Source organism: Anaerophaga thermohalophila DSM 12881 (assembly GCF_000191885.1).
Lineage (GTDB): Bacteria > Bacteroidota > Bacteroidia > Bacteroidales > Marinilabiliaceae > Anaerophaga > Anaerophaga thermohalophila.
The window spans coordinates 1-25253 of sequence record NZ_AEWI01000031.1 but is presented as its reverse complement, the minus strand read 5'-3'; the positions used below and the strand labels follow the sequence as shown (position 1 = coordinate 25253).

Genomic DNA, 25253 nt, shown 5'->3' with positions numbered 1-25253 from the left:
AAAATTTAAAACGCCTATATTTTGACAAAAAATATGTTTTTTATACTGTACTCAATAATCAATTTTTTGACCAATAATTATTAACTGCTCCATCCTTGGAAAAAACAGGTTATCATGGCTCAGAAAAATTACGGGAACAACAAATCTAATCGGAAAACACCTGCACAGATTGATGCCGAGATGGGGAAGATGCCGCCTCAGGCCATAGAGCTGGAGGAGGCTGTTTTAGGGGCGTTGTTGCTGGAGAAGGATGCATTTATAGCAGTTTCTGAATTGCTGAAACCCGAATGCTTCTATAAGGAAGCCCACCAGCATATTTTTCAGGCCATCTCAAATCTGTTTTTTCATGAGCAGCCAATTGATATCCTCACGGTTACCGAGGAGATAAAGAAGATGGGCAAGATGGAGGAAATTGGCGGGGCATTTTATATTTCGCAACTGACCAGTCGCGTAGCTTCGGCCGCTCATATTGAATATCATGCGCGCATTATATGGCAGAAGTATCTTCAGCGCGAGATGATACGCATTTCCAGCGATCTGCAAACCCGTTCTTACGATGAATCCATTGATGTCAATGATTTGTTGGACGAGGCCGAGAACAACTTTTATCTCCTTTCGCAGGGGACAATGAAGAAAGAAGTGACCCAGATTGATCCGGTCATTCAGGAATCTATTGAGCGGATTCGTGAAGCCGGAAAACGAAAAGACGGATTGAGCGGAGTACCTTCGGGGTTTACTGCACTCGACCGGATTACATCGGGATGGCAGGCTTCTGATTTGGTTATCATTGCGGCACGTCCCGCCATGGGGAAGACTGCTTTTGTATTGTCTATGGCGCGGAATATGGCTGTTACACATCAACAGCCCGTGGCTCTTTTTTCTCTTGAGATGTCCAATATTCAGCTGGTGAACCGTTTGATTGTTTCCGAAACGGAGATACCAGGGGAAAAAATCAGAAACGGAAATCTGGCACCATTCGAATGGGAACAGCTTGATTCAAAAATACATGCATTAATGGGTGCGCCTATCTTTGTGGATGACACCCCGGGTTTAACCATCTTTGAGTTGCGGGCAAAATGCCGCCGGTTAAAAAAACAACACGATATACAAGTAGTTATTATTGATTATCTGCAGCTGATGAGCGCTTCGGGTATGAACCCCGGCAGCCGCGAACAGGAGGTGAGTATGATTTCGCGTTCGTTGAAAGGCATGGCCAAAGAACTGGATGTCCCGATTATTGCATTGTCGCAGTTGAACCGGGGCGTCGAAAGTCGCTCGGGACTTGAAGGAAAACGTCCGCAATTGGCCGATCTTCGCGAATCGGGAGCCATTGAACAGGATGCCGATATGGTGTTGTTTATTCACCGGCCCGAATATTATGGCATGTTCGAGGATGCTGACGGATATCCGCTTGAAGGTATCGCCGAGATCATTATTGCAAAGCATCGTAACGGAGCAACCGGTGAGGTACGCCTGCGTTTCCGTAAGGAACTGGCACGCTTCGAAGACCCGGAACTTCAGGGATTACCCTCTGCCGGAACGGGATATGACACAGCTAATACTGCCGGTTCGCCCATGACGTTCAGCTCCAAAATGAATGAGGAAGAAGAAGAGGAGGCAACAACAGGAAACAATAATTTATCAGGAGGTTTTGATTCGCCCCCACCTTCAGGTTTTGACAGAGAAGCACCTTTCTGAAGCACTTTTTTGCCTATCTTATACACAGCTCAAGCAACTTCCTTTTTTTCAGATGGTTACATAATTATGTTTGAGGGGGGTTAAAGCCAGTTCATCAGCTCTTTCAGGGATATTATTTCTTTGAATACCTTTTCTTGATGAGGGGTGCCTTCCGGATTGAAATATACATGATCGAGGCCGAACTCGCGGGCCCCCTGGATGTCATTTTCAAGACTGTCACCAATAACCAGACTTTCAGTCTTTTTTGCATTAACACTTTTTATGGCATGTTCAAAAAAACGGTGATGAGGTTTACTTGCCCCTATGTCTTCCGATATGAAAGTTTTTTCAAAATAGGGTGTTAAACCGCTGCGCTCCATTTTTGTGTGCTGTGCTTCTCTGAATCCGTTTGTAATAATATACAGGTGGTATTTCTTTCTTTTCAGGTAGTCAAGCACTTCGAAAGTATGCGGGATTACATTGGTTTGAAGTGAATTGTCATGAACAAAGTCGTCAGCAAATTTTTCGGCGATATTCATATCATCCAGTCCCGCCTGCAGGAAAGTTTGGTAAAACCGGCCTACTTTCACATCTCTTTTGGGGATGCGCCCGTATTGATAATCATGCCACAATCCAAGATTAACGGGCATATACTGTTCAAAAAAATCGTCAAAATCGCGGAAATACCTTCCAAGCTTGTATTGATCAAAAAGTTGCTTGAGCGTAATAATCTGGTTGGTATGGAAATCCCAGATGGTATGGTCAAGATCAAAAAAGAGATGTTTGTAGGCCATTGCAAAATTTGTTTAAAATGATCCGCCCCCCCGGAAGAAAATTGCCGGGGGGCCGTGATTCGTATTGTATTCATGAGTTTGGCAACAAAGATGCTTTTTAGACCAGGCTCATTCATTATACGACACTATTTAGCCTGAACGACAAGATATTTTGAAATGCTCCAGAAACTTTCTTTGTCATTAATGACCAAAACCTGGTTCCCGTTTTCCTGTTCATTCAATTTGTATGAACCCTCAGGATGAGAGGTGAGAATTTTTACATTGGTTTGGAAAAGCTCAATGCTGTCGGTGGTTCGGGTATCGATTTCGGCAAAGTAGGCCTTCTCAAAATTGTCTTTTAATACTTGTGTTTTTCCAAAAAACAAAAAACCCTCGTAATCGATGATGTTCTTTTCTTTCAGTTCGCTCCTGGTGCCTATGGCATAGTAACCTTTGTACATATTGTCTTTGGTTACCTCAAGTTGTGCCCTGGTTTGTGCGTTGACTTCTTTCATGGAGTCAAGAGCTATCTCCATATCGGTCAGTGCATAATTCATGTCATCAATTTCTGCATTCTTTTCTTTCAGCAACTCGTTTAGTTCCTTTATCTCCTGATTTTTTTCCTGCAACTCCTGTTGCAAGCTTTCTACCAGTTTCCTCAGGCGGTTGGTTTCGACGCCCGAGCGTTTCAGCTGCTGTTCCAGCGATTCAATCCGCTCTTTGTTTTGTACCATCAGATCATAGATCAGACGAATGTCTTCATTGATTTGCTCAGCTGCATCACCTTCGGTTTCACCTTCTCTGGCTTTCAGAGCAATAATTTTTTCTTTTTCTTTGATTACCCTCAGGGTGGCCTCAATTTCACCGATCGTGTTCACCATCTGGTTCATTTGGGTGTCTTTCAATGCAGCCATTTTTTCCAGCGAATCTTTTTGTTCTATTAACTCTTCCCGGCTTGGCCCTTGCTGACATTGCCAAAGCAGTGACAAGGTCAGAATTATTAACAATGTTTTCTTCATGGCGTTCATTAGATTATAGATTAATAGATTAATAGATTGATAGATTAATAGATATTTAGATATTAGAGTAAATTTGAGATTCTCGTTTCATCAGTATAAAATTCATCTAAGTTATTGATCTGATGGAACTCGCATGATTGAGTTTTATACATATTCTTTTGTGACAATCTTTGCCATGCTCGTTTCATCCGTATAAAATTAGTCTAAATTATTGGTCTGATGGAACTCGCATGACTGAGTTTTTATGCATGTTCTTTTGTGACAAACCGTGTCATGCTCGTTTCATCTTACATTTAATAAGTTGTTACGACTGTTAGGATTGTTAAAGTTGTTAAAGTTGTTAAAGTTGTTAATATTGTTAATGTGTTAGTTGTTAAAATGTTATAAGTTTTATACATTAGCTAACAACCCCAACAATTTAACAACCCCAACAATTTTATAATAATTTTTGTCAGGCCCGTTTTATCTTACATCTTAGCATCTTAAATCTAAAAATCTATTAAAACAAACTTTGTCATGCTTGTTTCATCTGAATTTAGCTATTTCTTTCCACTTACAACCAAAACAATTTCTCCCTTTGGCGGGTGTGAGTTGTAGTGCTTCTCCAGTTCTTCGAGACTACCACGCCGGGTCTCTTCATGCATTTTACTGATCTCCCTGCAAACTGCCGCTTCTCTGTTATTGCCGAATTTTTCTGCCAGTTGTTTCAGTGTTTTCAACAGCCGGTGCGGAGATTCGTAAAATATTATCGTCCTTGCTTCATTGGCAAGTGACTCGAGTCGTGTTTGTCGCCCTTTTTTAACCGGAAGAAATCCTTCGAAACAAAACCGGTCGTTTGGTAACCCGGCTGTTACAATAGCCGGAACAAAAGCTGTTGCACCTGGCAAACATTCCACCCCAATGCCGGCATCGATGCATTTTTTAACCACCAGATATCCGGGGTCTGATATGGCCGGTGTACCGGCATCGGAAATCAGAGCTGCTGTTTCACCATTTAACAAACGTTCAGTCACCTTTTCTGTGGCTGTGTGTTCGTTAAACTTATGATGGGCATACATCCTGGTTTCTATGCTGAAATGTTTCAATAATTTGCCTGATGTGCGGGTGTCCTCTGCCAGAATAAAATCAACTTCTTTCAGGGTTCGAACTGCCCTGAATGTCATGTCCTCCAGGTTCCCGATGGGAGTTGGGACAACGAAAAGTTTTCCTGTTTTTGCGCTTGTTGGATTTTCACCCGGCATTTTTATTGTTTTGTGGTTTCTTTGCCATCCATAACTTTAGCGAAGGATTACTTCGATTTATGGTTTCATTATAAAAACCTTCGTTCCACCAGTTCCATGAAACGAATAACAGCCTCGTTTTCGGAATCCCAGTTGAAATTGGCCAACAGGAAGTTCCTCGCGTCATCGATGCCGTTCATCTGGTTGATTTGATCGAGTGTCTGGTTCATCAGATCGGCATTTCTGCCAAACAATTCGCGCTGAAAAAAGAAGCGGTCGTTTATTCCCAGGGCCTTCTTTATATCACTGATGGGAGGTGATGTTAAAGAGCGTTTTTTCTTGTTTTCGGGTTGTTTTTTGGCAATATGCTCATTAAAGGAAGCTTTATTGGTCACCAGTTTTTCCCCCAACACTTTGTTGTCTTTCTTTTGCTCTTTGCTTGGATGAATAACGTTATCGTTCCTTTGTTGTTGTGTTTCCGGGCTGCTTTTTTCTGATTTATATACCGGTTTTTCGTTATGGTCTTTGTCTTGGGTCTGCCCCTCTTCAGCAGATGTTGTATTTTTTTGCAGCTGTTCTTCTGCCGCATTATCAGAAACAGGTTCTTTTGCCTTTTGTTCTATAGGCGAAGAGGGTTGTGGTACGGATTCTTCAGATGTATTTATCTTTTCTGCATTCTTTTCTTTCGATGCTGCAGCTGAAATTTCTTCTTTATTCGTCGCATTGTTGGTGGTTGCGTTTACTGTATTCTTTTCAATATCAAAATAATTCTGTTCCTTTTTTTCTGTATATTTGGGTGAAGATTTTGTTGTTTCCGAAGAAGAACCGGTAATCTCTTCCAGCATGTCAATTTCTTCAAGAACACTGTTCAGTTTGTTACGGGTAAGGCGGTAGAAAGCCTTTGAAACTGTGGGTTTCCCTTTAAATGATTTTACCAGTGTTTCAACTTCGTTCAGGTCGTGAAGTATGATTTCTATAAGAGCATCTTTTTCCATAATAGCTTGAGGCCCATTTTTCGTTACATTTGCAAATGTAGTGATTGCAATGCTAAAATAAATTTTTCTTTTAATGTTTCTTGAAAATATGGTTGAGTACGGTATAAAAAGAAGTTATGGCCGGTTCCATGACGTGCATTGTGGCGATCCGGCTCAATATTCCTTGCGTAAAACCTTAAGTGATAAACTGATCGAAGTGGGTGCTGACAAAGCCTGTGAGACTGTTTGCAGAGCTTGTCATCAAAAATACCTGAAAAAATGATTACATACTCTCCCGGGCAAATTGAGGAAGCTTGTCAAGGCAGATTGTCGATGAACGTTGAATCCCGGATTTCAAGGTTGTTTATCGACAGTCGTTCAGTTTACGAAGCTTCCGAAGGCTTGTTTTTTGCATTGAAAGGAAGCAGACACGACGGTCATCAATTCCTCCGACAGCTTTTGCAGAGAGGGGTGAGTAATTTTGTTGTGGAAGAAGGGAAAATTCCTCCTGATCTAAAAGAACGGGCCAATTGGATTGAAGTTCCGGATGTATTGAAAGCATTGCAGGATGTAGCGGCCTACCATCGCCGGCAGTTCACCATTCCTGTGCTGGCCATTACCGGTAGTAACGGGAAGACCATTGTTAAAGAGTGGATTACCCAAATGACAGGCAACGATATTTTTGTGGCCAGGTCTCCCCGCAGCTACAACAGTCAGGTTGGAGTTCCGCTTTCCGTCTGGCAACTGAATGCTCAATCGGAAATGGGAATATTTGAGGCTGGCATTTCACAACCCGGTGAGATGGAGCGACTGGAGAACATCATTCGCCCCGGGATGGGACTGTTTACGACACTGGGACAGGCTCATCAGGAGAATTTTTCTTCGCTGGAAGAGAAGCTGATGGAGAAACTGATTCTTTTTAAGAATGTTGCCACTATCTTTTACGGTGCCGATCAGCCATTGGTGGATGAGACCATCAGGAGATGTTATCCCGAAAAGCAATTGCTTTCATGGGGGCGGAGCGATGGCGTAACCCTTCAGTTATTAGAAGAAACCGACCTGGATGATCATAAAAAGTTGACACTGAAATACGGCGAGACTACTTTTTGTTTGGAAATACCTTTTACTGACAGGGTGAGTGTGGAAAATATTCTTCCCGTCACCTTGTTTCTTTTGCACCGGGGATATTCTCCCGATGTTATCTCCGAAAGGGCTGCATCATTAATGCCTGTTGCCATGCGGCTCGAGCAAAAAGAAGGCATTAATCATAATCTTCTTATCAACGACACCTATAATGCAGATGTTACTTCACTTGAAATGGCTCTGGACTTCCTGGCTCAGCAAAGCAGGAAAAAGGGAATCAACCGAACTGTTATCCTGTCCGATCTCCTTCAGACAGGACTGCCCGAGGATGAGCTTTATCCGCTTGTTGCCGGGCTGATAAATGAAAAGGGGATTGACCGGTTTATTGGAGTGGGGCCGGCATTGTTACGACATTCCTCTTTGTTTGGAGGCGATACCCGCTTTTTTGAAACAACAGGTGAATTGTTGAATGCCCTTCCGTCTTTTCATTTCAGTGGTGAGGCAATACTTGTCAAAGGTTCGCGACGGTTTTCGTTTGAACGCATCGTTCAGCGGATGGAGCTAAAGCGTCATGCAACTGTTATGGAAATTAATCTGGATGCCCTGGTACATAATCTGAACCAATATCGCCGTCTGTTGGACCGTGAAACCAGGGTTCTGGCCATGGTAAAAGCCTTTTCTTACGGAAGCGGTTCTTACGAGATTGCATCTGCCCTCCAACACCAGAACGTGGACTATCTGGGAGTAGCTTTTGCCGATGAGGGAATGGAACTAAGGAGGGCCGGAATTAGCATCCCAATAATTGTTATGAGCCCTGAAGAAAAAAGCTTTGGACAAATGCTTGAATACAATCTGGAACCCGAGATATATAGTTTCAGGATTCTCGAAGCATTTAATTCTGTTGCAGCGGCCGAAGCAGGTCAGGTACCGGTGCATATTAAAATCGATACAGGGATGAATCGTATGGGGTTCCTGGACAGGGAGATCGGTGAACTTGTATCGCGACTTAAACGGATGCCTGCCCTGAAAGTGAAATCGGTATTTTCGCATCTGGCAGGGAGCGACGATGAAGCTCATGATGCATTTACACGGCGTCAGATATCGCTGTTTAAAGAGATATGCACGAGAATCAAAACAACCCTGAATACGGATTTCTGGATGCACATTCTTAACACTGGTGGCATAGAGCGTTTCCCGAAAGCACAGTTCGACATGGTACGGCTCGGGATAGGACTCTATGGTTTTGGAGCAGGCGAAATTAAAGATTTGCAAAATGTAGTGACTTTGAAATCATATATTTCCCAGATAAAACCGGTGGCTGCCTATGATACGATAGGCTATAACCGGGCAGGGTCATTGATGCGCGACGGAAGGATCGGAATTGTTCCCGTCGGTTATGCCGACGGGTTGAACCGTCATTTAAGTAACCGGCGCGGAAAAATGATGGTCAATGGCAGACTGGCTTCAATTGTGGGAAATATCTGTATGGATATGTGTATGATCGATCTTACCGATATAAATGCCGAAGAGGGAGATGAAGTAATCGTGTTTGGCGATGATTATCCGCTTACCAACCTTGCACGTCAGCTTGATACGATTCCTTATGAAATTCTGACCAGTATTTCACGCCGTGTAGCGAGAGTCTATTACAGGGAATAACCTTACAATTGTTGAGTCCAGTATAAAAAACTAAACGCAGAGACGCCATGGCGCAAAGTTTTTATTATGAGAGAGTTGTGGTTCGTGGCATTAATCGTGTAAACAATTAATTACCAAACAACTGCAAAAGTTTAACAGAGTATTGAAACAACTAACAACTAACAACTAACAACTAATAATCTAACATCTAACCATCTATTGAATCAGCCTAATCTTGATATTCTTTCCAGCTTCTGTTCATCGAGAATACGAATAATGCGCCCATCAACTGTCAGTAACTTTTCTTTTGCAAAGGCTGTCAGGGTTCGTATGGCATTTGATGCCGTCATGTTTGAAAAGTTGGCCAGGTCTTCGCGCGACAAATAAATGCTTAACGTACAATTGTCTTCTTCGTAGCCGTATATATCGCGCAAAACAAGGAGGCTTTCGGCCAGACGGCCGCGAATGTGTTTTTGTGTCAGAGAGACGGTTCGGAACCTGGCAAATCCCAGTTCTGTGGCAAACGATTTGATAATATTCATGCACAGGTCGTTGTTCGACTTCATCAGCTTCATGACAACATCTTTTGCCACATGAAATATCACGCTGGGCTCAAAAACCACGGCCGATGCAATGTGACGTTCGTCTGCAAACAGGGCACGGTAGCCGATAAATCCCGGGCCGCTGGCCATCCTGACTATCTGCTCACGTCCCATCATGCCTTCCTTGTAAATTTTGACTTTGCCGGTACCTATGCAAAGCAAACCTGTTGGCCATTCTCCTTCCTGGTAGATGATCTGGTTTTTCCGGTATTTGATGGTCGTATGGTTGGCCAGTAGATATTCCTGTTCTTCCGGTGTTAAGACATCATATAGTTGAGGTATGTCTTTGATGGTAGGTTCGCGAAGTGTTCCTTTTTTTGTCCCCATTTTCCCGTTTATGTTTTATAACAATGTTGTAAAACATACAAAGTTATAAAAAACAGTGATTGTTAAAGGTTAAAATTTGATAATGATTGAGTCTGCTCTAAAAGAGATTTTTAATAATGAATGCAGTCTAAAAAGCCTTTTGACCCCTAAATCCCCTAAAGGGGACTTTTTCAAACTGCTGATTTTTAGCAGTTCCCTTTAGGGGTCAGGGGTAAAAATGGTAAAAATCAGCAGTTTGAAGGCTTTTTAGACCGGGCTCATAAATTCAACAGTTAACCGTCAACCATGTCAGCAGACCGGTGGCAGTTTCCATGGCTTTTTCGTTGAGATTAAATTGCGGAGTATGCAAAGCACCTGTTTTCCCTGTTTTCTGTTTTACACCAAAGCGGTAGAAAACCGAAGGGAATTGATGCGTGTAATAGCCAAAATCTTCGGCGGTCATGCGTATGTCCATATCTTCAACACGTTCTTCATCAAGAAAATTTTTGGCCAGTGAAATTGCCTTTTTTGTGGATTTTTCGTGGTTATGCACCACCGGATAGCCGTGCTTAATATCTACCGTGCAATAAGCTCCCATTGAGATGGCGGTTCCTTCGGCAATTTTTTTTATGAGTTCCTGAATTTTTTCTCTCCATGTTTCGTCCATGGTACGTAAAGTTCCGGCAATTTCAACTTTTCCGGGAATAATATTGGTTGCTCCCAATCCTTCAATACGGCCAAACGAAAGCACTGTCGGAATATTGGCCGGCACCATGCGCGATACGATTTGCTGGAGAGCCACAATAATGTGGGAGGCGATTAAGATGGTATCGTTAAGTGTATGCGGCAAAGCTGCATGTCCGCCCTGTCCGTGAACGGTAAGATAAACCTCGTCGCCTGAAGCCATGTACATGCCAGGTTTAAAACCCACATGGCCGGCCGGCATATCCGGTAATACATGTTGCCCTATGACAAGGTCGGGTTTGGGACGATCAAGTGCACCCTCTTTAAGCAACAAGCTTGCGCCGCCCGGAAATTTTTCCTCTCCCGGCTGAAATATCAGTAAAACGGTTCCTGTCCATTTTTCTTTTAGCTGATTTAAAATATGGGCAACACCAAGTAAAGCAGCACTATGTGCATCGTGTCCGCAGGCATGCATGATACCCTTGTTAACCGAGGCAAAAGGAAGTCCGGTTTCTTCCTGGATCGGAAGGGCATCCATATCGGCCCTTAGTGCAATTACTTTGCCCTCACTTTTCCCTTTTAAGGTAGCGATGATTCCTGTTCCGGCAACTTTGTCGCGAAAAGGAATACCCATTTCTCTTAAACGCGAAGCTATATATGCTGATGTACCATGCTCTTCGAACGACAATTCGGGATGCTGATGGAGGTATCGTCTGTCTTTGATAATTTGTTCAAGATGCTCTTTTGTCAGTTCTTTGATCCGATTTTTTATTTCTTCCATGTCTGTTGCGTTCAAATATCGTTTGTCAACGATGTCGTTATTATGCACCTGAAACGATGCCGGCATTAAAATACCGCCCGGCCGGTTTGTTTCGTCAGGTCAAAAAGCAAAAGCAAAGATAGTGCTTTATGTGAGGAAGTAAAAGTGCTTGGCTGTTGGTTAAGCCTGAAAAAATAAAACCTTTGCGGAAATCAGGTTGTATTGAAAAATTTCACTTTAAGACAGATGATACTGGCATGATTTTAGAAAATATGGAGAAATAAAAATATTGTTAGCTTTGTACTTAAGTTCTTGCAAGCAAGTGTCCGCTCGGTTATGTCGCTTGACTCTGCAAAGATACCCGATCGCATCGGGGAAAGTGTATTTATATAAGGATTGCAAATGGTTCTCTATGGACAGACACTAACTAAATACTAAAGAATATGAAAATAAATAAGCTTTTTTTGATTTTGATGCTTGGCACTTTGGGTGTTACAGCCTTTAGCCAGCCATCCAGGCCGAATGCTGAATTTGAAGAGAAGATTTTTGATTTTGGAGAGATAAAGGAAGACGGGGGCAAGGTGACCCACACATTTAACTTTAAAAATACAGGGGAACAGCCTCTGATTGTTCATAACGTAAAAGCTTCCTGCGGTTGTACCAGCCCCGACTGGACACGTCAGCCGGTGCAGCCGGGAAAGTCAGGTTACGTTAAGGCGACATTTGATCCACGCAACCGTCCCGGAAACTTTAACAAATCGATAATGGTTTACACGAACGGTGAGGAGTCAACCATCGTTTTGAGAATAACCGGAAAGGTACTTCCCCGTGAAAAGACCATTGAGGATATATATCCACGAGCCATGGGGCCTGTCCGTTTAAAAACAGCTCATTTGTCCTTTACACGTATAGCTCCCCAGGAAGTAAAAACCGAAGAGCTGGAAATGATCAATACCTCTGACAGCCCTGTAAAAATTGAGTTCGAGAGAGTTCCTGAGCATTTAAAGATCAGAATGGAGCCTGAAACCCTTGAACCCGGGCAGAAAGGTAAAATTGTTGCTACTTACGATGCTGCGGTTAAAGACGATTGGGGATTTGTTGTCGACCAGGTTTATCTGAAGATGAACGGGGAATCTGATCATAAAAACAGATTGAGTGTTAGCGCAACCATTGAAGAAGATTATTCAAAATGGTCGGAAGAACAAATGGCCAATGCACCTGTTATTGAAATAGACGACAGAGTTTTCGATTTTGGAGAGATAAAACAGGGTGAAAAAGTTTCGCATGACTTTATTGTTACCAACAAGGGAAAATCGAATCTTATTCTTCGTAAAATCAGAGCTTCGTGTGGCTGTACCGCTATCCAGCCCGATAAAACTGTTATTGCACCGGGCGAAAGCACCAAAATTGTGGCACAATTCAACTCGCGAGGGATGAGTGGGCGTCAAAACAAATCCGTAACGGTTTACTCAAACGATCCAAAGCGAAGCACTTTGTTGTTGAGATTGAGCGGAACAGTGGTGAAGTAGTTTTTTGTCCTGAAACGCGGGGTTGAAAGCAATTTTTATTTTATTTGGATGATGAGATGAGCATAGCAAAGATAGCCTTAATAGGTAATTAGGTCATTAGGTAATTAGGTCATTAGGTAATTAGGTAATTAGGTAATTAGGTAATTAGGTCATTAGATTGTTAGCTAATGTGATAAAACTTATAACATTCTAACAACTAACACATCTACAATATCAACAATGTTAACAAACCTAACAAACCTAACAAACCTAACAATATTAACATCTTAACAACTTTAACAATTCTAACAACCGTAACAATTTATTAAATGTAAGATAAAAGGAGCATGACAAGGTTTTTCATAATAAGAATATGTATAAGCACCATTTAGCCTCTAATCATCAAAGAAACCAAAAACAGGGAACAGATTCTTCGTCGTTCCTCCTCAGAATGACACCGGGCATCCTGTCATTCTGAGCGGAGCGAAGAATCTCTATCTGATTGATAATTGTCAAATCTGTGTCAATCTGTGTAATCTGTGGTGAACTCTCAACCTCAACCTCAACCTTAATCTCAACCTCAACCTTAATCTCAACCTCAACCTCAACCTCAACCTTAGCTGTTTGTCATTCTGAGCGGAGCGAAGAATCTAACATCAATTAAAGTATGATAAGTTGAATCATTCCAATAACTCAGATAAATTTTATACGGATAAAACGAGCATGGCAAAGTTTGCCACAACAGAACATGTATAAGTTCTTGCATGCGAGTTCCATCCGACCTTAATAAATAAATTTTATACGGATGAATATCTGGGACGGTCACAAACATATAGAAAACGATCCTTCATACAAGGGCCTTAACGTCAATAAAGGCGTAGAAAGCCTGCCTTCTGTAAATCCGGATGCGGCCCGTCGTTTTTTGGGAAGAAAGCGATCAAAATTGTCAGTAGAACAATATGTGGAGGGAATTCTGAGGGGAGATGTGACCATCCTGAGCCGGGCTGTTACAATGATTGAAAGTAATAAAGCCGACCATCAGGAGATGGCTCAGCAAATTATCGAGAGGTGTGTGCCTCATGCAGGCAAATCGATAAGAATTGGCATTACAGGTGTTCCCGGAGTGGGGAAAAGTACTTTTATTGAGGCACTGGGTATGCATATTCTTGATAAAGGCGGTAAACTGGCTGTCTTGGCCATTGACCCCAGTAGTGAACGTTCGATGGGGAGCATTTTGGGCGATAAAACACGCATGGAAAAATTATCGGCCGAAAAAAATGCTTATATTCGTCCCTCCCCCTCGGCCGGTTCGTTGGGTGGTGTTGCACGAAAAACCAGGGAGACGATCATTTTATGTGAAGCAGCAGGCTTCGACACCATTTTTATTGAAACAGTTGGCGTTGGCCAGTCAGAAACGGCTGTTCATTCTATGGTTGATTTTTTTCTGTTGCTGATGCTGGCGGGCGCAGGTGATGAGCTGCAGGGAATAAAGAGAGGCATTATGGAAATGGCAGATGCCATTGCTATTAATAAGGCGGATGGTCAAAACCTGCAAAAGGCAAAGATGGCTCAAGCCGAATACAGAAATGCCCTCCATTTGTTTCCGCCTCCCCGTTCGGGATGGACGCCCAGGGTTGAAATTGTCTCTTCCCTTCTAAACCAGGGAGTGAAAGAGATTTGGGAAATGATTATGGAATATGTCGAACTCGTGAAGAATAACGGTTTCTTTAAAGTCAATCGCCGGGAACAGGCAAAATATTGGATGTTTGAAACCATAAACGAACAACTCAAGAACAGTTTCTATCAGCATCCTAAAATTAAGAACGAACTGAAAAAATACGAGCAAAAGGTGCTCAACGACGAAACAAGTTCTTTTATTGCTGCACGGGAGCTGTTAAATAAATACTTTGATAAACTATAATGATTGTTTTATGAGAAAAATTGCTTTTTTATTGGGAATTGGTGTTTTACTGGCATCTTGTGGTAAAACAGATCAATACACGGTGTCAGGAACAATTGACGGCGTTAATGAAGGAACCGCCGTTCTGCAAAAAGTTGGAAAAGGCGGAGCGGAGACTGTAGACAGTGTAAAAATTGTTGATGGAACATTTGAGTTTTCTGGAACCGTTGAATATCCGGAACTGCATCTGATTAAAATTAATGACAACAGAATGCCTGTCGCTTTCTTCCTTGAGCCAGAAAATATAAAAATTTCAGGTAATATTGAGAATCTGCAGGATGCAGAGATAGTTGGAGGGAAGCTGAATGAGATATTTATGGAGTTCAACAATTCGGTGCCTTCAATGGACAGGGCTGAGTCGCTTCAGCAGGAATTCATGGATGCCCGGAAAGCTGGTGATCAGGGACAAATGCAATCGCTTGCAGCAGAGTATCAATCTATTATGCAATCGCAGCAGGAGTATTACCGCAATTTTGTTTTCGATAATACCGATAACGCTGTTGGGGCATTCCTTGCTCTGAATATGGCCAATTCTTTGCAGATGGAAGAACTGGAGGAGTTACTGGCATCTTTCGAGGAGAACATTCCAGATCATCCTTATGTTCAGGAACTTAAGGATATTCTGGAACCTATGAAAAAGCGAAAAGCTGCTGAAACAGCGATACAAATAGGGAAAGAAGCCCCGAACTTTACACTTACCGACATCGAAGGAAACGAAGTTAGTCTTAAAGACTTCAACGGGAAATATGTATTCCTTGATTTCTGGGCTTCATGGTGCAGGCCTTGTCGTGAAGAGAGCCCCAATATGGTAAAAGTCTATCAACAATATGGTGGCGATGATTTTGAAATTGTGGGAGTGTCGCTTGACAAAACAAAAGAACCATGGCTGAAAGCTGTTGAAGAAGATAATATTACTTGGGTTCAGCTGCACGATCCTGAAGGAGATGTGGCCAATGAGTATGGTGTACAGTCCATTCCTTTCACATTGCTGCTCGATAAAGAAGGCGTGATAATTGAGAAAAACCTTCGTGGGGAAGCATTGCAGGAAAAACTGGAAGAACTTTTATAGTTAGTGTCCTTCTGTAGAAGGCTTTGAAGATTAAAATATGTGTGTCTGCTCAGAAAGTGCAAGTTGCAATCATAACGCAACAGATGGTGCTTTAAGGACAGACACAAACTACGGCTCAAAACCTCTTTTAATTGCCGGTTTCTTTCATTGGAAACCGGTTTTTTTGTTTGCATAGGCAGAGGGCTTTCAACAAAGCAGAAAAATGATTGTTTAAGATATAATTGAATGTTAATTTCGTAACGGGCCTGACAAAGATGGTCACAAAAGAACATGTATAAATCCTTGCATGCGAGTTGCATCAGACCTTAATAAATAAATTTTATACGGATGAAAGATGAAGCGATTTGCATCAGACCAATTATTTAGATAAATTTATACGGATAAAATATCATTAAATTTGTTTTTCAATAGTTCGTTAAAATCTATATGCTGCAAACTACTGGTTTGTAACAAAAAATTTTTTTAGAGCGGGCAAATACATTATATCAAAATTATATGGATTGTCTTACATCTGATATCTAAAAATCTAACGATCTATTTAGTTTAAACTTAATAAAAATTCAAACTATAACATATTATGAATTACGATCTCGTAGTAATAGGAAGTGGCCCCGGAGGTTATGTAGCTGCCATCAGGGCTTCTCAATTAGGAATGAAAGTCGGTGTTGTGGAAAAAGCAGAATTGGGTGGTGTTTGTCTAAACTGGGGCTGTATTCCTACCAAATCGTTGTTGAAAAGTGCACAGGTTTTTGAGTATTTGCAGCACGCAGGGGATTACGGTATCAGTATTGAAGGTAAAGCCAATGCTGATTTTCCTTCCATGATCAAACGCAGCCGGGACGTTGCTGCTGGCATGAGCAAGGGAATACAGTATCTTTTTAAAAAGAATAAAATTGAAGTTATTGAAGGAACAGGAAAGCTTACCAAAGACAAAAAGGTTGAGGTAGAAAAAAATGACGGGGGAAAAGAGACGGTGGAGGCCAAACATGTTTTGCTGGCCACAGGAGCACGTAGCCGTGAGTTACCAAACCTTCCTCAAGACGGTAAAAAGATTATCGGGTATCGAAAAGCGCTGACGCTTGAAAAACAACCGGAATCGATGGTGGTTGTCGGATCGGGTGCCATTGGCAGTGAATTTGCTTATTTTTACAACTCTATCGGCACTAAAGTAACACTTGTAGAGTATCTGGACAATGTAGTTCCACTGGAAGACGAGGAGGTGTCAAAACAACTGGCACGGTCATTTAAGAAGGCCGGCATAAATGTAATGACCGGTTCGGAGGTAACCAGCGTAGATACATCGGGCAAGAAGGTTAAAGTCGTTGTAAAAACCAAGAAGGGAGAAGAAAATATTGAAGCTGATATCGTTCTTTCTGCTGTTGGAATTGCTCCGAATATTGAAAATATTGGTTTGGAAGAAGCGGGTGTTGAAGTTGAAAAAGGCCGGATTAAGGTTGATGAATTCTATCGCACATCGGTTGATGGTGTCTATGCTATCGGGGATATTGTTCCCGGGCAGGCGCTTGCTCATGTGGCATCGGCCGAAGGAATAATTTGCGTCGAAAAGATTGCCGGAATGGATGTGGAACCGCTGAATTATGGCAATATCCCCGCTTGTACCTACACATCGCCCGAGGTGGCGAGTGTTGGCATGACAGAAAAGGCTGCGAAGGAAGCCGGCTACGAGTTGAAAGTCGGGAAATTTCCATTTTCAGCCAGTGGAAAGGCCAGTGCTGCCGGGCATAAAGAGGGTTTTGTGAAACTTATTTTTGATGCCAGATATGGCGAATTACTTGGTGCACACATGATTGGTGCCAATGTTACCGAAATGATAGCTGAACTGGTTACAGCTCGTAAGCTGGAAACCACCGGACACGAGATCATTAAATCAGTACATCCGCATCCAACTATGTCGGAAGCTGTTATGGAGGCCGCCGCTGCCGCTTATGACGAGGTAATACATATTTGATCTTCTTGTCATCCGGGAGCTTTATGGTTACCTGAGTTCAGCGGTTTAAACGAAGTAAAAAAGCGCTTTACTTAGATATAACAACGACATGGAAATTATCGGTTTTCGCCGAATATGTGAGGTGAAAAACTTAAATTTTCTTTGTCCCCGATACTTTGTGAACGGAGCCGGTAGTGTACGAAAATTGCATCGCTCGGCTCCGAATCCGGGTGTTGTACTGAGACAAATGTTTGCCATTTTTCATAGTTTAAAGGCCTGCAGGTTATTATTTTTTGCAGGCCTTTTTTACAAACAGTCTGTAAGTGCCTTTACAATGATTCGAGGGTTTTTAAGGCAGGACGAAGTCCGGCCTGTTACTTTATCTGAAAAGCGGAATTTTTGATTAAACAACAACAACAGGAAATGAAAAGACAACAGAAAGTGGCTGTAATCTGTAAACAGATAGGTTATCCCGAGATACTGAGCCAACCATCACATGTAATTATGATTAACCATTACCTGTACTATAGTTAACCATCACCGATGGCCTTAAAGCGTTAATAAGAGATTGAAAACGGGTGATGTGATTTCGGAAAATGCTGCTTCACGAGCGAAGTAACCAAATAGAACACAGATGACACAGAGACAATTGACAAAACCGGCTCTAATCCGTGAATGCCCGACTTTCCTTTACCGCATCATCAGTTTAAGATTATTGGCCATTTTCTGGTTATATTCCAGAGTAAGATTACGATGGTTGACCAGATCGACAATAGTACCAATAAAACAGAGTCCCATGGTAAGCAGGTAAAGAATTCCCATTCCTATTTGGTTTAGAAGGAAACGGTGAATACCTGAAATGCCGAGGAATCCGATTAAAGCTGTTAATAAAGTTATTTGCGGATCACGTCGTCGTGCCCTGTATACCATGAGAAAATCTTTGACCTGTTGGTCGGTTTTGTCTTTAAGAAGATTATCCAGATAATAGGCTTCTTCCATTTCAACTTCGGGCATTAGTTTGTAGATTCGTTCCATTGTTTCTAAGATTTAGTTGATTCTATAATAAAGTACAATTATCTATACTCAATACTTTTATCGGTTTATTGTAAATGTACATCGTTTTTCAAAAGGTTAAAACTTCTTGCTAATAAAATAATAACGGCCGGTATTCCCAAAGGGTGACTTTGAAATGATGCCGTCAGATTTGCCCTGAAAAGCCATGATATGGAATGTCCTAAGCCACATCCCGGACAAAAATCAAATCCTGCATTCTTTAACGGACAGAGAGAAAAATGATCGCTTGTCGAAGGGTTGGTGATGGCAAGAGAAAGTATTCCTACAATCCAGATAAAAGCTTCCACATGTTTTCGATGAAAGATGTACTTCATCACTATATGATTAGTCTAAGTTCTTGCATGCGAGTTCCATCCGACCTTAATAGATAAATTTTACACGGATGAATTTTGTTGTTTTTGCGTTTAGTGGCAAAATCCTACAAATTTTATATAGGAATGCTTACTTGGAGTTAAAGTGAGGTACATACTTTTAAATATGCACCTCATTCACAATGCTTTTGGAGCCACTGTTATGGGCTTGTTATTGTAGCTTCAAAGAATTTTTAAATTTTGTTTCTTTTGAATCTTTTACTAATTTATTTTTAAGTGCTAAATATTCAGTTGAAGAAATATTTTCAACATTTTTTATTTCACCATTTTTATCTAATTCTATCTTTCCGTATGTTGGTATATCTTTGGAATTAAACGCTAAAGCCGGGTCGATAAGAGGTGTTCCTTCAACAACGTAGCCAGAGTAACCGGTAACAATTGCCCACCATGATTTTGAATAAACAACACCGTCAACTAATGCTACGGCTCCTGGTGTAGACTCGATGGCTTTATCTATAGCTTCTTTCAAATTTGGAACCCCTAAGGGGATAGTTATTATCCAATATACGCCATCTTCACCATTTGCACGATTGTTCGAACGTTTAAATGTGGACGCTTTTGATAAATCAATATTTTTAGTTGAAACCATAGTGAAGTCAAAAATGCGTTGCGAACAGCTACTTAACATTACGGCTGTCAGAATCAATAAAATGAAACTGAGTTTAAAGTTTTTCATAAATTACTATTTTTAAAATTTTCCTACTCGTTTGGCTTTTCGGTTTCGCCCCATTTTTAAAGTGGTTTTGGTGTTCACTGTTTGTGCTACTTAAGTGTCTTGTTGAGATACCCTAACTTTCAAGACAAGTCAAAAATACGGAAAAATCCGAACCATGCTCTGACTCTCTGCCATTTTTTGTGGCTGCTGGTTAAGAAATCCGGAGCATGTTGACCTCTTTATTTAATGGTATAATGGTATATAGGGAAACGGCCCCATTCACACGACAAAAATACCGGGCAACCGGAGGCCAAAATATTGGCTCTGGAAGCACGGCTCTTTTAGAGAAAGCGGCTGTTATTTCAGAGAAAAGACTCTGTCATTCAAACTATCGTCAATTAATAGGTAAAGCTACTTCCTCCGAGGAATTCTCTGAGGATGGAAGTTGGCGGAATTTCTCTTTGTTGGATGGGTTTAAAGTAGCTGAAAAATTTCAGCAATCTGATGGCTTCCGAGTATTCCGGCTGGTTAGGCTGGACTTCGAGCAGAATGGGCTCGGCATACGGCTTAAGGACTGCCAGCTCGTAGAGCAAAGCTGAGTTGAACATGATATCTGCCTCTTCCTGGTAAGGAAAGATGTGTTTATCTTCACCGCGACGAACACTATCCCAGCGTGAAATGGTTTCAAGCGCAGAGTAATTACGATAGCGGTAATCGCGAATGATTCTTCGTACCAAACGATTGTCAGTGGTTGGGATTCTGGTCTGATCGTCAATATTGATATTGGTCAGCGCCGAAACATAAATTTTAAATTTTGTCTTATTCTCTATCGAATGGGTCAGTTTTGGGTTTAGTCCGTGAATTCCTTCTATGATAAGGATATTGTCTTTTCGCATTTTCAGTGAATCGCCGTTGAACATGCGTTTCCCGGTCTCGAAATTGAATTTCGGGAGGTTTATTTCTTCCCCGGCAAGAAGTTGCCGCAGGTGTTGGTTAAATAACTTTATGTCAAGAGCTTCGAGTGCTTCAAAGTCATATTGACCATTTTCGTCCCGGGGTGTTCTTTCGCGGTCGACAAAATAGTTATCCAATGAAAGATTGAGGGGGCAGATGCCATTCACCAATAGTTGGATAGCCAGCCGTTTTCCAAAAGTGGTCTTTCCACTTGATGAGGGTCCGCTGATCAGAACAATCCTTACATCTTTTCTGCGTTCGGAGATGGCGTCTGCAATTTGCGCAATTTTTTTCTCATGGAGCGCTTCACTGACTTTTATCAGACGCTCGGCTTTCCCATTGGTGGCGGCATTGTTCAGGTCACTGATGTTTGTAACATTAAGTACCTGGTTCCAGTGACTGAACTCACGAAATATCTCGAACATTTTGTTTTGTTCCACCAATTCCTGAACTTCATCCGGATTTTCCTGGCTGGGAACCTGGAGCAGCATCCCATTGAAGTATTTGTTTAAATCAAACACTTTCAGATAGCCGGTAGAGGGAACCATGAATCCGTAAAATTTTCCAATATGGTCTTTCAGGGTATAATAGGTAGAGTAATATTGTCCGCGGTGACGCAATAAATCTACTTTATCGTGTAAACCGTGTTGTTTGAAAAATTCAATAACATCTTCTGTTTCCTCCTTGTGCTGAACTATGGGGATGTCTTGTTCGACCAGTTGCTTCATTCTTTGGCCCAGTTCGAAGACATCATCTATTGTAGGCTGATAATCGATATCACGCAATTCGCAATAAAAGCCTTTACTGACCGAATGATCAATTCTTAGCCGGGCTTCGGGAAACAGTTCCCGTGTTGCAGCGTAAAGTAAAAAAGAGAGTCCCCGGATATACATTCTCATTCCGTCTTTATGAGTAATGTCAATGAACTCAATGGTTTTTGGGTTATATATTTCAAAAGCGAGTTCTCTAATCTGGTTGTTGACCATTGCACCTAAAATGGGATGGTCAAGTTTAATATTTTGCGAGTCTGCAATTTCTTTTAGAGTGGTACCTCTTTCAACAAAAAATGTTTTGTTATTATTGAGGCATTTTATTCTTATTGTTTTTTTCATATTTTATTAGTGTAAAATTTGTTTTTTTAAGGCCTGATAGGACTTGCAATCCTTTTATATATGCTCCTTTAAGGCAAAATTCTTTGTAAACAAAGCGGCTGAGCCGGGGGAATCAAAGCTCCAGGCTCGTTCCTTATTGCTTTAATAGTAGCGAATTGAATATCGGGATGTTCTACAATATAAAGAAAACAAGCCGTATCACAAACCTTCTTCTTTTTTAAGGAATTGTCCGGTAAAACTTTTTTTTGTGGCTGCCACCTTCTCGGGTGTTCCGCAACATATTATCCGTCCACCCCGCGCACCGCCTTCCGGACCGATATCAATAATGTAATCGGCTGTTTTGATGACATCGAGATTGTGTTCGATGACGATAACCGTGTTGCCTCTCGAAACAAGTTTGCTGAGAACATCCAGTAACACCCTGATGTCTTCAAAATGCAGTCCCGTTGTAGGTTCATCGAGGATATAAACAGTTTTTCCCGTGTCTTTTTTCGAGAGTTCTGTGGCAAGTTTCACTCGCTGGGACTCGCCACCCGAGAGTGTCGTGGATGGCTGTCCAAGTTTGATATAGCCGAGTCCGACATCCTGCAGGACTTTCAGACGGTGAAGAATGGAAGGAATGTTTTCGAAAAATTCAACAGCCTGGTTGATGGTCATATCCAGCACATCGCTGACAGACTTTCCCTTGTAGCGAACTTCCAGTGTTTCGCGGTTGTAACGTTTCCCCCGGCAGTCGGGACATTCGACCATTACATCGGGCAAAAAGTTCATTTCTATCACCCGGACGCCGGCTCCTTTGCATGTTTCGCACCTGCCTCCCTTTACATTGAACGAAAAGCGTCCCGGTTTATAGGCCCGTATCTTTGCTTCGGGTAACTCGGCAAAGAGTTTCCGTATGTCGTCGAACAATTTGGTATAAGTGGCCGGATTGGAGCGCGGTGTTCGGCCAAGGGGTGCCTGGTCCACATCTACAACTTTGTCGATGTATTCAAGTCCTTCTACCGATTTGAAGGGCAGGGGGTCTTTCACCGATTTGTAGATACGCTGGCTGAGAATGGGATAAAGGGTTTCGTTGACCAGTGTTGATTTTCCGCTACCCGAAACGCCTGTAACACAAATAAAAGTACCAAGCGGAAATGATACATCAACATTTTTCAGATTATTGCCCCTGGCACCTTTGATGGTCAATACTCTTCCATTACCTTTTCTTCTTGTTTCGGGTAAAGGAATTTCTTTAATACGTTTCAGGTAACCGGCAGTAAGAGTGTTAGCTTTAAGTATCTCATCGGGAGTTCCCTGAGCCACAATTTCGCCGCCATGACGACCTGCATAAGGCCCCATATCAATAATATGGTCGGCTGCCAGCATCATGTCGCGGTCGTGTTCAACCACCAGTATAGAATTTCCGGTGTCGCGCAATTGCTTGAGTGAATCTATAAGACGATGATTGTCACGTTGATGAAGCCCGATACTTGGCTCGTCTAGAATGTAAAGAACATTGACAAGCTGAGAGCCTATCTGGGTGGCCAGTCTTATTCTTTGGCTTTCGCCTCCCGAAAGTGACATGGCACTTCTGTCAAGGGACAAATATTCGAGACCGACATCAAGCATAAAACCTAACCGGGTTCTGATCTCTTTCAGAATTTCGGTAGCGATGGCTCTCTGTTTGTTCGATAACCGGCTTTCAAGACCGTCACACCAATTATAAAGATCATTCAAATCCATTTTACTTACCTGGGCAATATTTTTACCGTCGATAAGAAAATGAAGGGCTTCTTTATTCAGGCGTTGGCCGTTACAGTCCGGGCAGGTTGTTTGCCGGATAAACTGATTGGCCCATTTTCTGGCCTTTTGCGAAGTGTCATTGTTTTGCTGGTTTTGGATGTAACTGATAATTCCGTCGAAACTCAGACTATAGTTTGATGAACTGCCCAGTGGTGTGTTTTTTAATCGCAGCGGTTCCGTAGTGCCATGGAGTATCTCATCCAGACCTTCTTCGGGGATGTTTTTTACAGGTGTTTTCAGGGTGAAACCATGTTTGTCGGCAATGGCTTCCAGCTGCCAGAATATAAGGCTGTTCTTGTATCGACCCAGCGGAACAATGCCGCCCGAGTAGATCGATATTTTATCGTCGGGAATTATTTTTTCGAGATCTGTTTCTTCGACAAATCCCAGCCCTTTGCACTTAGGACATGCACCCTGGGGCGAATTGAAAGAGAAATTATGGGGGGCCGGCTCATTGTAAGAAATACCGGTTGTGGGACACATTAGTTGCCGGCTGAAATATCGTGGTTTGTCAGCCTCTTTGTCGAGTACCATCATAATGTTTTTTCCTTGCTTCATAGCAAGAGATACTGAATTTTCCAGGCGTTTCCGGTCTTTGGATGATACTTTTAACTTGTCAATAACAACTTCTACAAAATGATTTTTGTAGCGGTCAAGTTTCATCCCATGTTTTATCTCTTTGATTTCTCCGTCCACTCTTACATTGAGAAATCCTTTTTTCCGGATTTGCTCAAACAGTTCTTTATAGTGCCCTTTCCGTCCTTTAACCATAGGGGCGAGGATGTAAACGCTTTTGTTTTCAAATGAAGACAGAATGAGGTCGATAATCTGCCGGTCGGTGTATTTCACCATTTTTTCGCCTGTTTCATAAGAGACAGCTTCTCCGGCACGTGCATAAAGAAGACGAAAGAAATCATATACCTCAGTGGTGGTTCCGACGGTGGATCGTGGGTTTTTCCCGGTTGTTTTTTGCTCGATAGAGATGACAGGACTAAGGCCCGTTATTTTATCCACATCCGGCCGTTCCAACCCCCCCAGAAACTGGCGGGCATAGGCCGAGAATGTTTCTATATACCGCCTTTGTCCTTCCGCGTAAATTGTGTCAAATGCAAGTGATGATTTACCACTTCCGCTAAGGCCGGTAATGACAACCAGCTCATTGCGCGGGATGGTTACGTCTATGTTTTGGAGATTATGAACCCTTGCTCCAAGTATCTCAATTTGCTCAAGGTCTTCCTCTATGAGAGATGTACTGTTATTCAATGACTTCACTTATAAGGTTTTTTAGAACCTACAAAGATAGCAAAAGTATATAAGCCGGGAAAAGAACCTTCTTTTCAAAATATGAAGATAACCAGTGCCCGTCTGTAAAGTCGGCAAAAAAATTGTTACAAATCATGTGTCTGTTCAAAAAGTAAATAGTCAGTTTAAAAAAGCCTAAACGCAGAGACACAATGACGCAAAGTTTTTATTATGAGAGAGTTGTGGTTTATGCCATTCATTGGTAAGCAATTAATTACCAGACATCCGGAAAAGTTTAACGGAGTATTGTAAAGTAATATTTGTTGCGTTAGCCAAAAACGGAGTTTACTTTTCATCAGTATAAAATAAGTCTAAGTCATTGGTCTGGCGCATTTTATCATACTTTAATTGATGTCAGATGATTAGTGGTTAGATTCTTCGCTCCGCTCAGAATGACAAACAGCTAAGGTTGAGGTTGAGGTTGAGGTTGAGATTAAGGTTGAGGTTGAGATTAAGGTTGAGGTTGAGGTTGAGAGTTCACCACAGATTACACAGATTGACACAGATTTGACAATTATCAATCAGAGAGAGATTCTTCGCTTCGCTCAGAATGGCAGGATGCCCGGTGTCATTCTGAGGAGGTAACGACGAAGAATCTGTTGCCTGTTTTTGGTTTCTTTGATGATTAGAGGCTAAATGGTGCTTATACATATTCTTATTGTGAAAAACCTTGTCATGCTCCTTTCATCTCACATTTAATAAATTGTTACGGTTGTTAGAATTGTTAAAGTTGTTAAGATGTTAATATTGTTAGGATTGTTAACATTGTTAACATTGTT

18 protein-coding genes and 1 pseudogene are annotated in these 25253 nt (G+C 41.9%); 8 read left to right on the top strand and 11 right to left on the bottom strand.

Annotated features, from left to right (window positions below):
- Positions 1 to 114: 114 nt before the first annotated feature.
- Positions 115 to 1698: a replicative DNA helicase gene (gene dnaB, locus ATH1_RS0110245; protein WP_010421108.1), complete on the top strand. Its 1584-nt coding sequence runs from the start codon at positions 115 to 117 to the stop codon at positions 1696 to 1698.
- Between the two features lie 80 nt (positions 1699 to 1778).
- Here the strand turns inward: dnaB and ATH1_RS0110240 are convergent, their stop codons facing one another.
- The 4 genes from ATH1_RS0110240 to ATH1_RS0110220 all read right to left on the bottom strand — a co-directional run bounded on the left by ATH1_RS0110240 (position 1779) and on the right by ATH1_RS0110220 (position 5684).
- Positions 1779 to 2471, bottom strand: a complete 693-nt coding sequence (locus ATH1_RS0110240; protein ID WP_010421106.1) for a YjjG family noncanonical pyrimidine nucleotidase — start codon at positions 2469 to 2471, stop codon at positions 1779 to 1781.
- Positions 2472 to 2596: 125 nt separating this feature from the next.
- Positions 2597 to 3469, bottom strand: a complete 873-nt coding sequence (locus ATH1_RS0110230; RefSeq protein ID WP_245531763.1) for a Cbp1 family collagen-binding glycoprotein adhesin — start codon at positions 3467 to 3469, stop codon at positions 2597 to 2599.
- A gap of 539 nt (positions 3470 to 4008) precedes the next feature.
- Positions 4009 to 4710, bottom strand: a complete 702-nt coding sequence (gene rsmI, locus ATH1_RS0110225) for a 16S rRNA (cytidine(1402)-2'-O)-methyltransferase (RefSeq protein ID WP_010421100.1) — start codon at positions 4708 to 4710, stop codon at positions 4009 to 4011.
- Between the two features lie 68 nt (positions 4711 to 4778).
- A complete protein-coding gene (locus ATH1_RS0110220) occupies positions 4779 to 5684 on the bottom strand; it encodes a hypothetical protein (protein WP_010421099.1) in 906 nt (301 codons plus the stop codon).
- Between the two features lie 73 nt (positions 5685 to 5757).
- On the opposite strand from ATH1_RS0110220, the gene ATH1_RS0110215 reads away from it, so the two are divergent.
- Together ATH1_RS0110215 and ATH1_RS0110210 are read left to right on the top strand one after the other, a co-directional pair.
- Positions 5758 to 5946: a thymidine kinase gene (locus ATH1_RS0110215; protein ID WP_010421097.1), complete on the top strand. Its 189-nt coding sequence runs from the start codon at positions 5758 to 5760 to the stop codon at positions 5944 to 5946.
- The gene (locus tag ATH1_RS0110210) at positions 5943 to 8405 is read left to right on the top strand and encodes a bifunctional UDP-N-acetylmuramoyl-tripeptide:D-alanyl-D-alanine ligase/alanine racemase (protein ID WP_010421095.1); all 2463 of its coding nucleotides are present in this window, start codon (positions 5943 to 5945) and stop codon (positions 8403 to 8405) included. The genes ATH1_RS0110215 and ATH1_RS0110210 overlap by 4 nt, the downstream gene beginning before the upstream one ends.
- 203 nt (positions 8406 to 8608) lie before the next feature.
- Here the strand turns inward: ATH1_RS0110210 and ATH1_RS0110205 are convergent, their stop codons facing one another.
- The gene (locus ATH1_RS0110205) at positions 8609 to 9313 is read right to left on the bottom strand and encodes a Crp/Fnr family transcriptional regulator (protein ID WP_010421093.1); all 705 of its coding nucleotides are present in this window, start codon (positions 9311 to 9313) and stop codon (positions 8609 to 8611) included.
- A gap of 82 nt (positions 9314 to 9395) precedes the next feature.
- Between ATH1_RS0110205 and ATH1_RS22605 the strand changes: the two are divergent.
- Positions 9396 to 9589: pseudogene (locus tag ATH1_RS22605) on the top strand (hypothetical protein).
- Here the strand turns inward: ATH1_RS22605 and ATH1_RS0110200 are convergent.
- The gene (locus tag ATH1_RS0110200; protein ID WP_044115165.1) at positions 9579 to 10757 is read right to left on the bottom strand and encodes a M20 metallopeptidase family protein; all 1179 of its coding nucleotides are present in this window, start codon (positions 10755 to 10757) and stop codon (positions 9579 to 9581) included. The pseudogene ATH1_RS22605 and the gene ATH1_RS0110200 sit on opposite strands and share 11 nt — an antisense overlap.
- A 422-nt stretch (positions 10758 to 11179) precedes the next feature.
- Here ATH1_RS0110200 and ATH1_RS0110195 point away from each other — a divergent pair, with 422 nt between their 5' ends.
- The 4 genes from ATH1_RS0110195 to lpdA all read left to right on the top strand — a co-directional run bounded on the left by ATH1_RS0110195 (position 11180) and on the right by lpdA (position 17242).
- Entirely contained in the window at positions 11180 to 12265 is a 1086-nt protein-coding gene (locus ATH1_RS0110195) for a DUF1573 domain-containing protein (protein WP_010421089.1), read from the top strand.
- A 784-nt stretch (positions 12266 to 13049) separates the two neighbouring features.
- Positions 13050 to 14165 carry a methylmalonyl Co-A mutase-associated GTPase MeaB gene (gene meaB / locus ATH1_RS0110190; protein WP_010421088.1) on the top strand — a complete coding sequence of 372 codons (1116 nt, stop codon included), beginning with the start codon at positions 13050 to 13052 and terminating at the stop codon, positions 14163 to 14165.
- 10 nt (positions 14166 to 14175) lie between these two features.
- Positions 14176 to 15273 (top strand): TlpA disulfide reductase family protein, encoded by a 1098-nt coding sequence (locus ATH1_RS0110185; protein ID WP_010421086.1) that lies wholly within the window; start codon positions 14176 to 14178, stop codon positions 15271 to 15273.
- Positions 15274 to 15850: 577 nt separating this feature from the next.
- On the top strand, positions 15851 to 17242 hold the full coding sequence (gene lpdA, locus ATH1_RS0110180; protein ID WP_010421083.1) for a dihydrolipoyl dehydrogenase: 1392 nt from the start codon (positions 15851 to 15853) through the stop codon (positions 17240 to 17242).
- Between the two features lie 669 nt (positions 17243 to 17911).
- Here the strand turns inward: lpdA and ATH1_RS0110170 are convergent.
- From ATH1_RS0110170 to uvrA, 5 genes are all read right to left on the bottom strand, one after another.
- Positions 17912 to 18256, bottom strand: a complete 345-nt coding sequence (locus tag ATH1_RS0110170) for a TM2 domain-containing protein (RefSeq protein WP_029164071.1) — start codon at positions 18254 to 18256, stop codon at positions 17912 to 17914.
- Positions 18257 to 18321: 65 nt separating this feature from the next.
- On the bottom strand, positions 18322 to 18609 hold the full coding sequence (locus ATH1_RS0110165; protein WP_010421075.1) for a DUF2752 domain-containing protein: 288 nt from the start codon (positions 18607 to 18609) through the stop codon (positions 18322 to 18324).
- Between the two features lie 208 nt (positions 18610 to 18817).
- Positions 18818 to 19342 (bottom strand): hypothetical protein, encoded by a 525-nt coding sequence (locus ATH1_RS19300; RefSeq protein ID WP_010421073.1) that lies wholly within the window; start codon positions 19340 to 19342, stop codon positions 18818 to 18820.
- A gap of 377 nt (positions 19343 to 19719) precedes the next feature.
- On the bottom strand, positions 19720 to 21387 hold the full coding sequence (locus ATH1_RS0110155; RefSeq protein WP_010421070.1) for a nucleoside kinase: 1668 nt from the start codon (positions 21385 to 21387) through the stop codon (positions 19720 to 19722).
- A 198-nt stretch (positions 21388 to 21585) separates the two neighbouring features.
- The gene (gene uvrA / locus ATH1_RS0110150) at positions 21586 to 24444 is read right to left on the bottom strand and encodes an excinuclease ABC subunit UvrA (RefSeq protein WP_081467440.1); all 2859 of its coding nucleotides are present in this window, start codon (positions 24442 to 24444) and stop codon (positions 21586 to 21588) included.
- Positions 24445 to 25253: the final 809 nt, after the last annotated feature.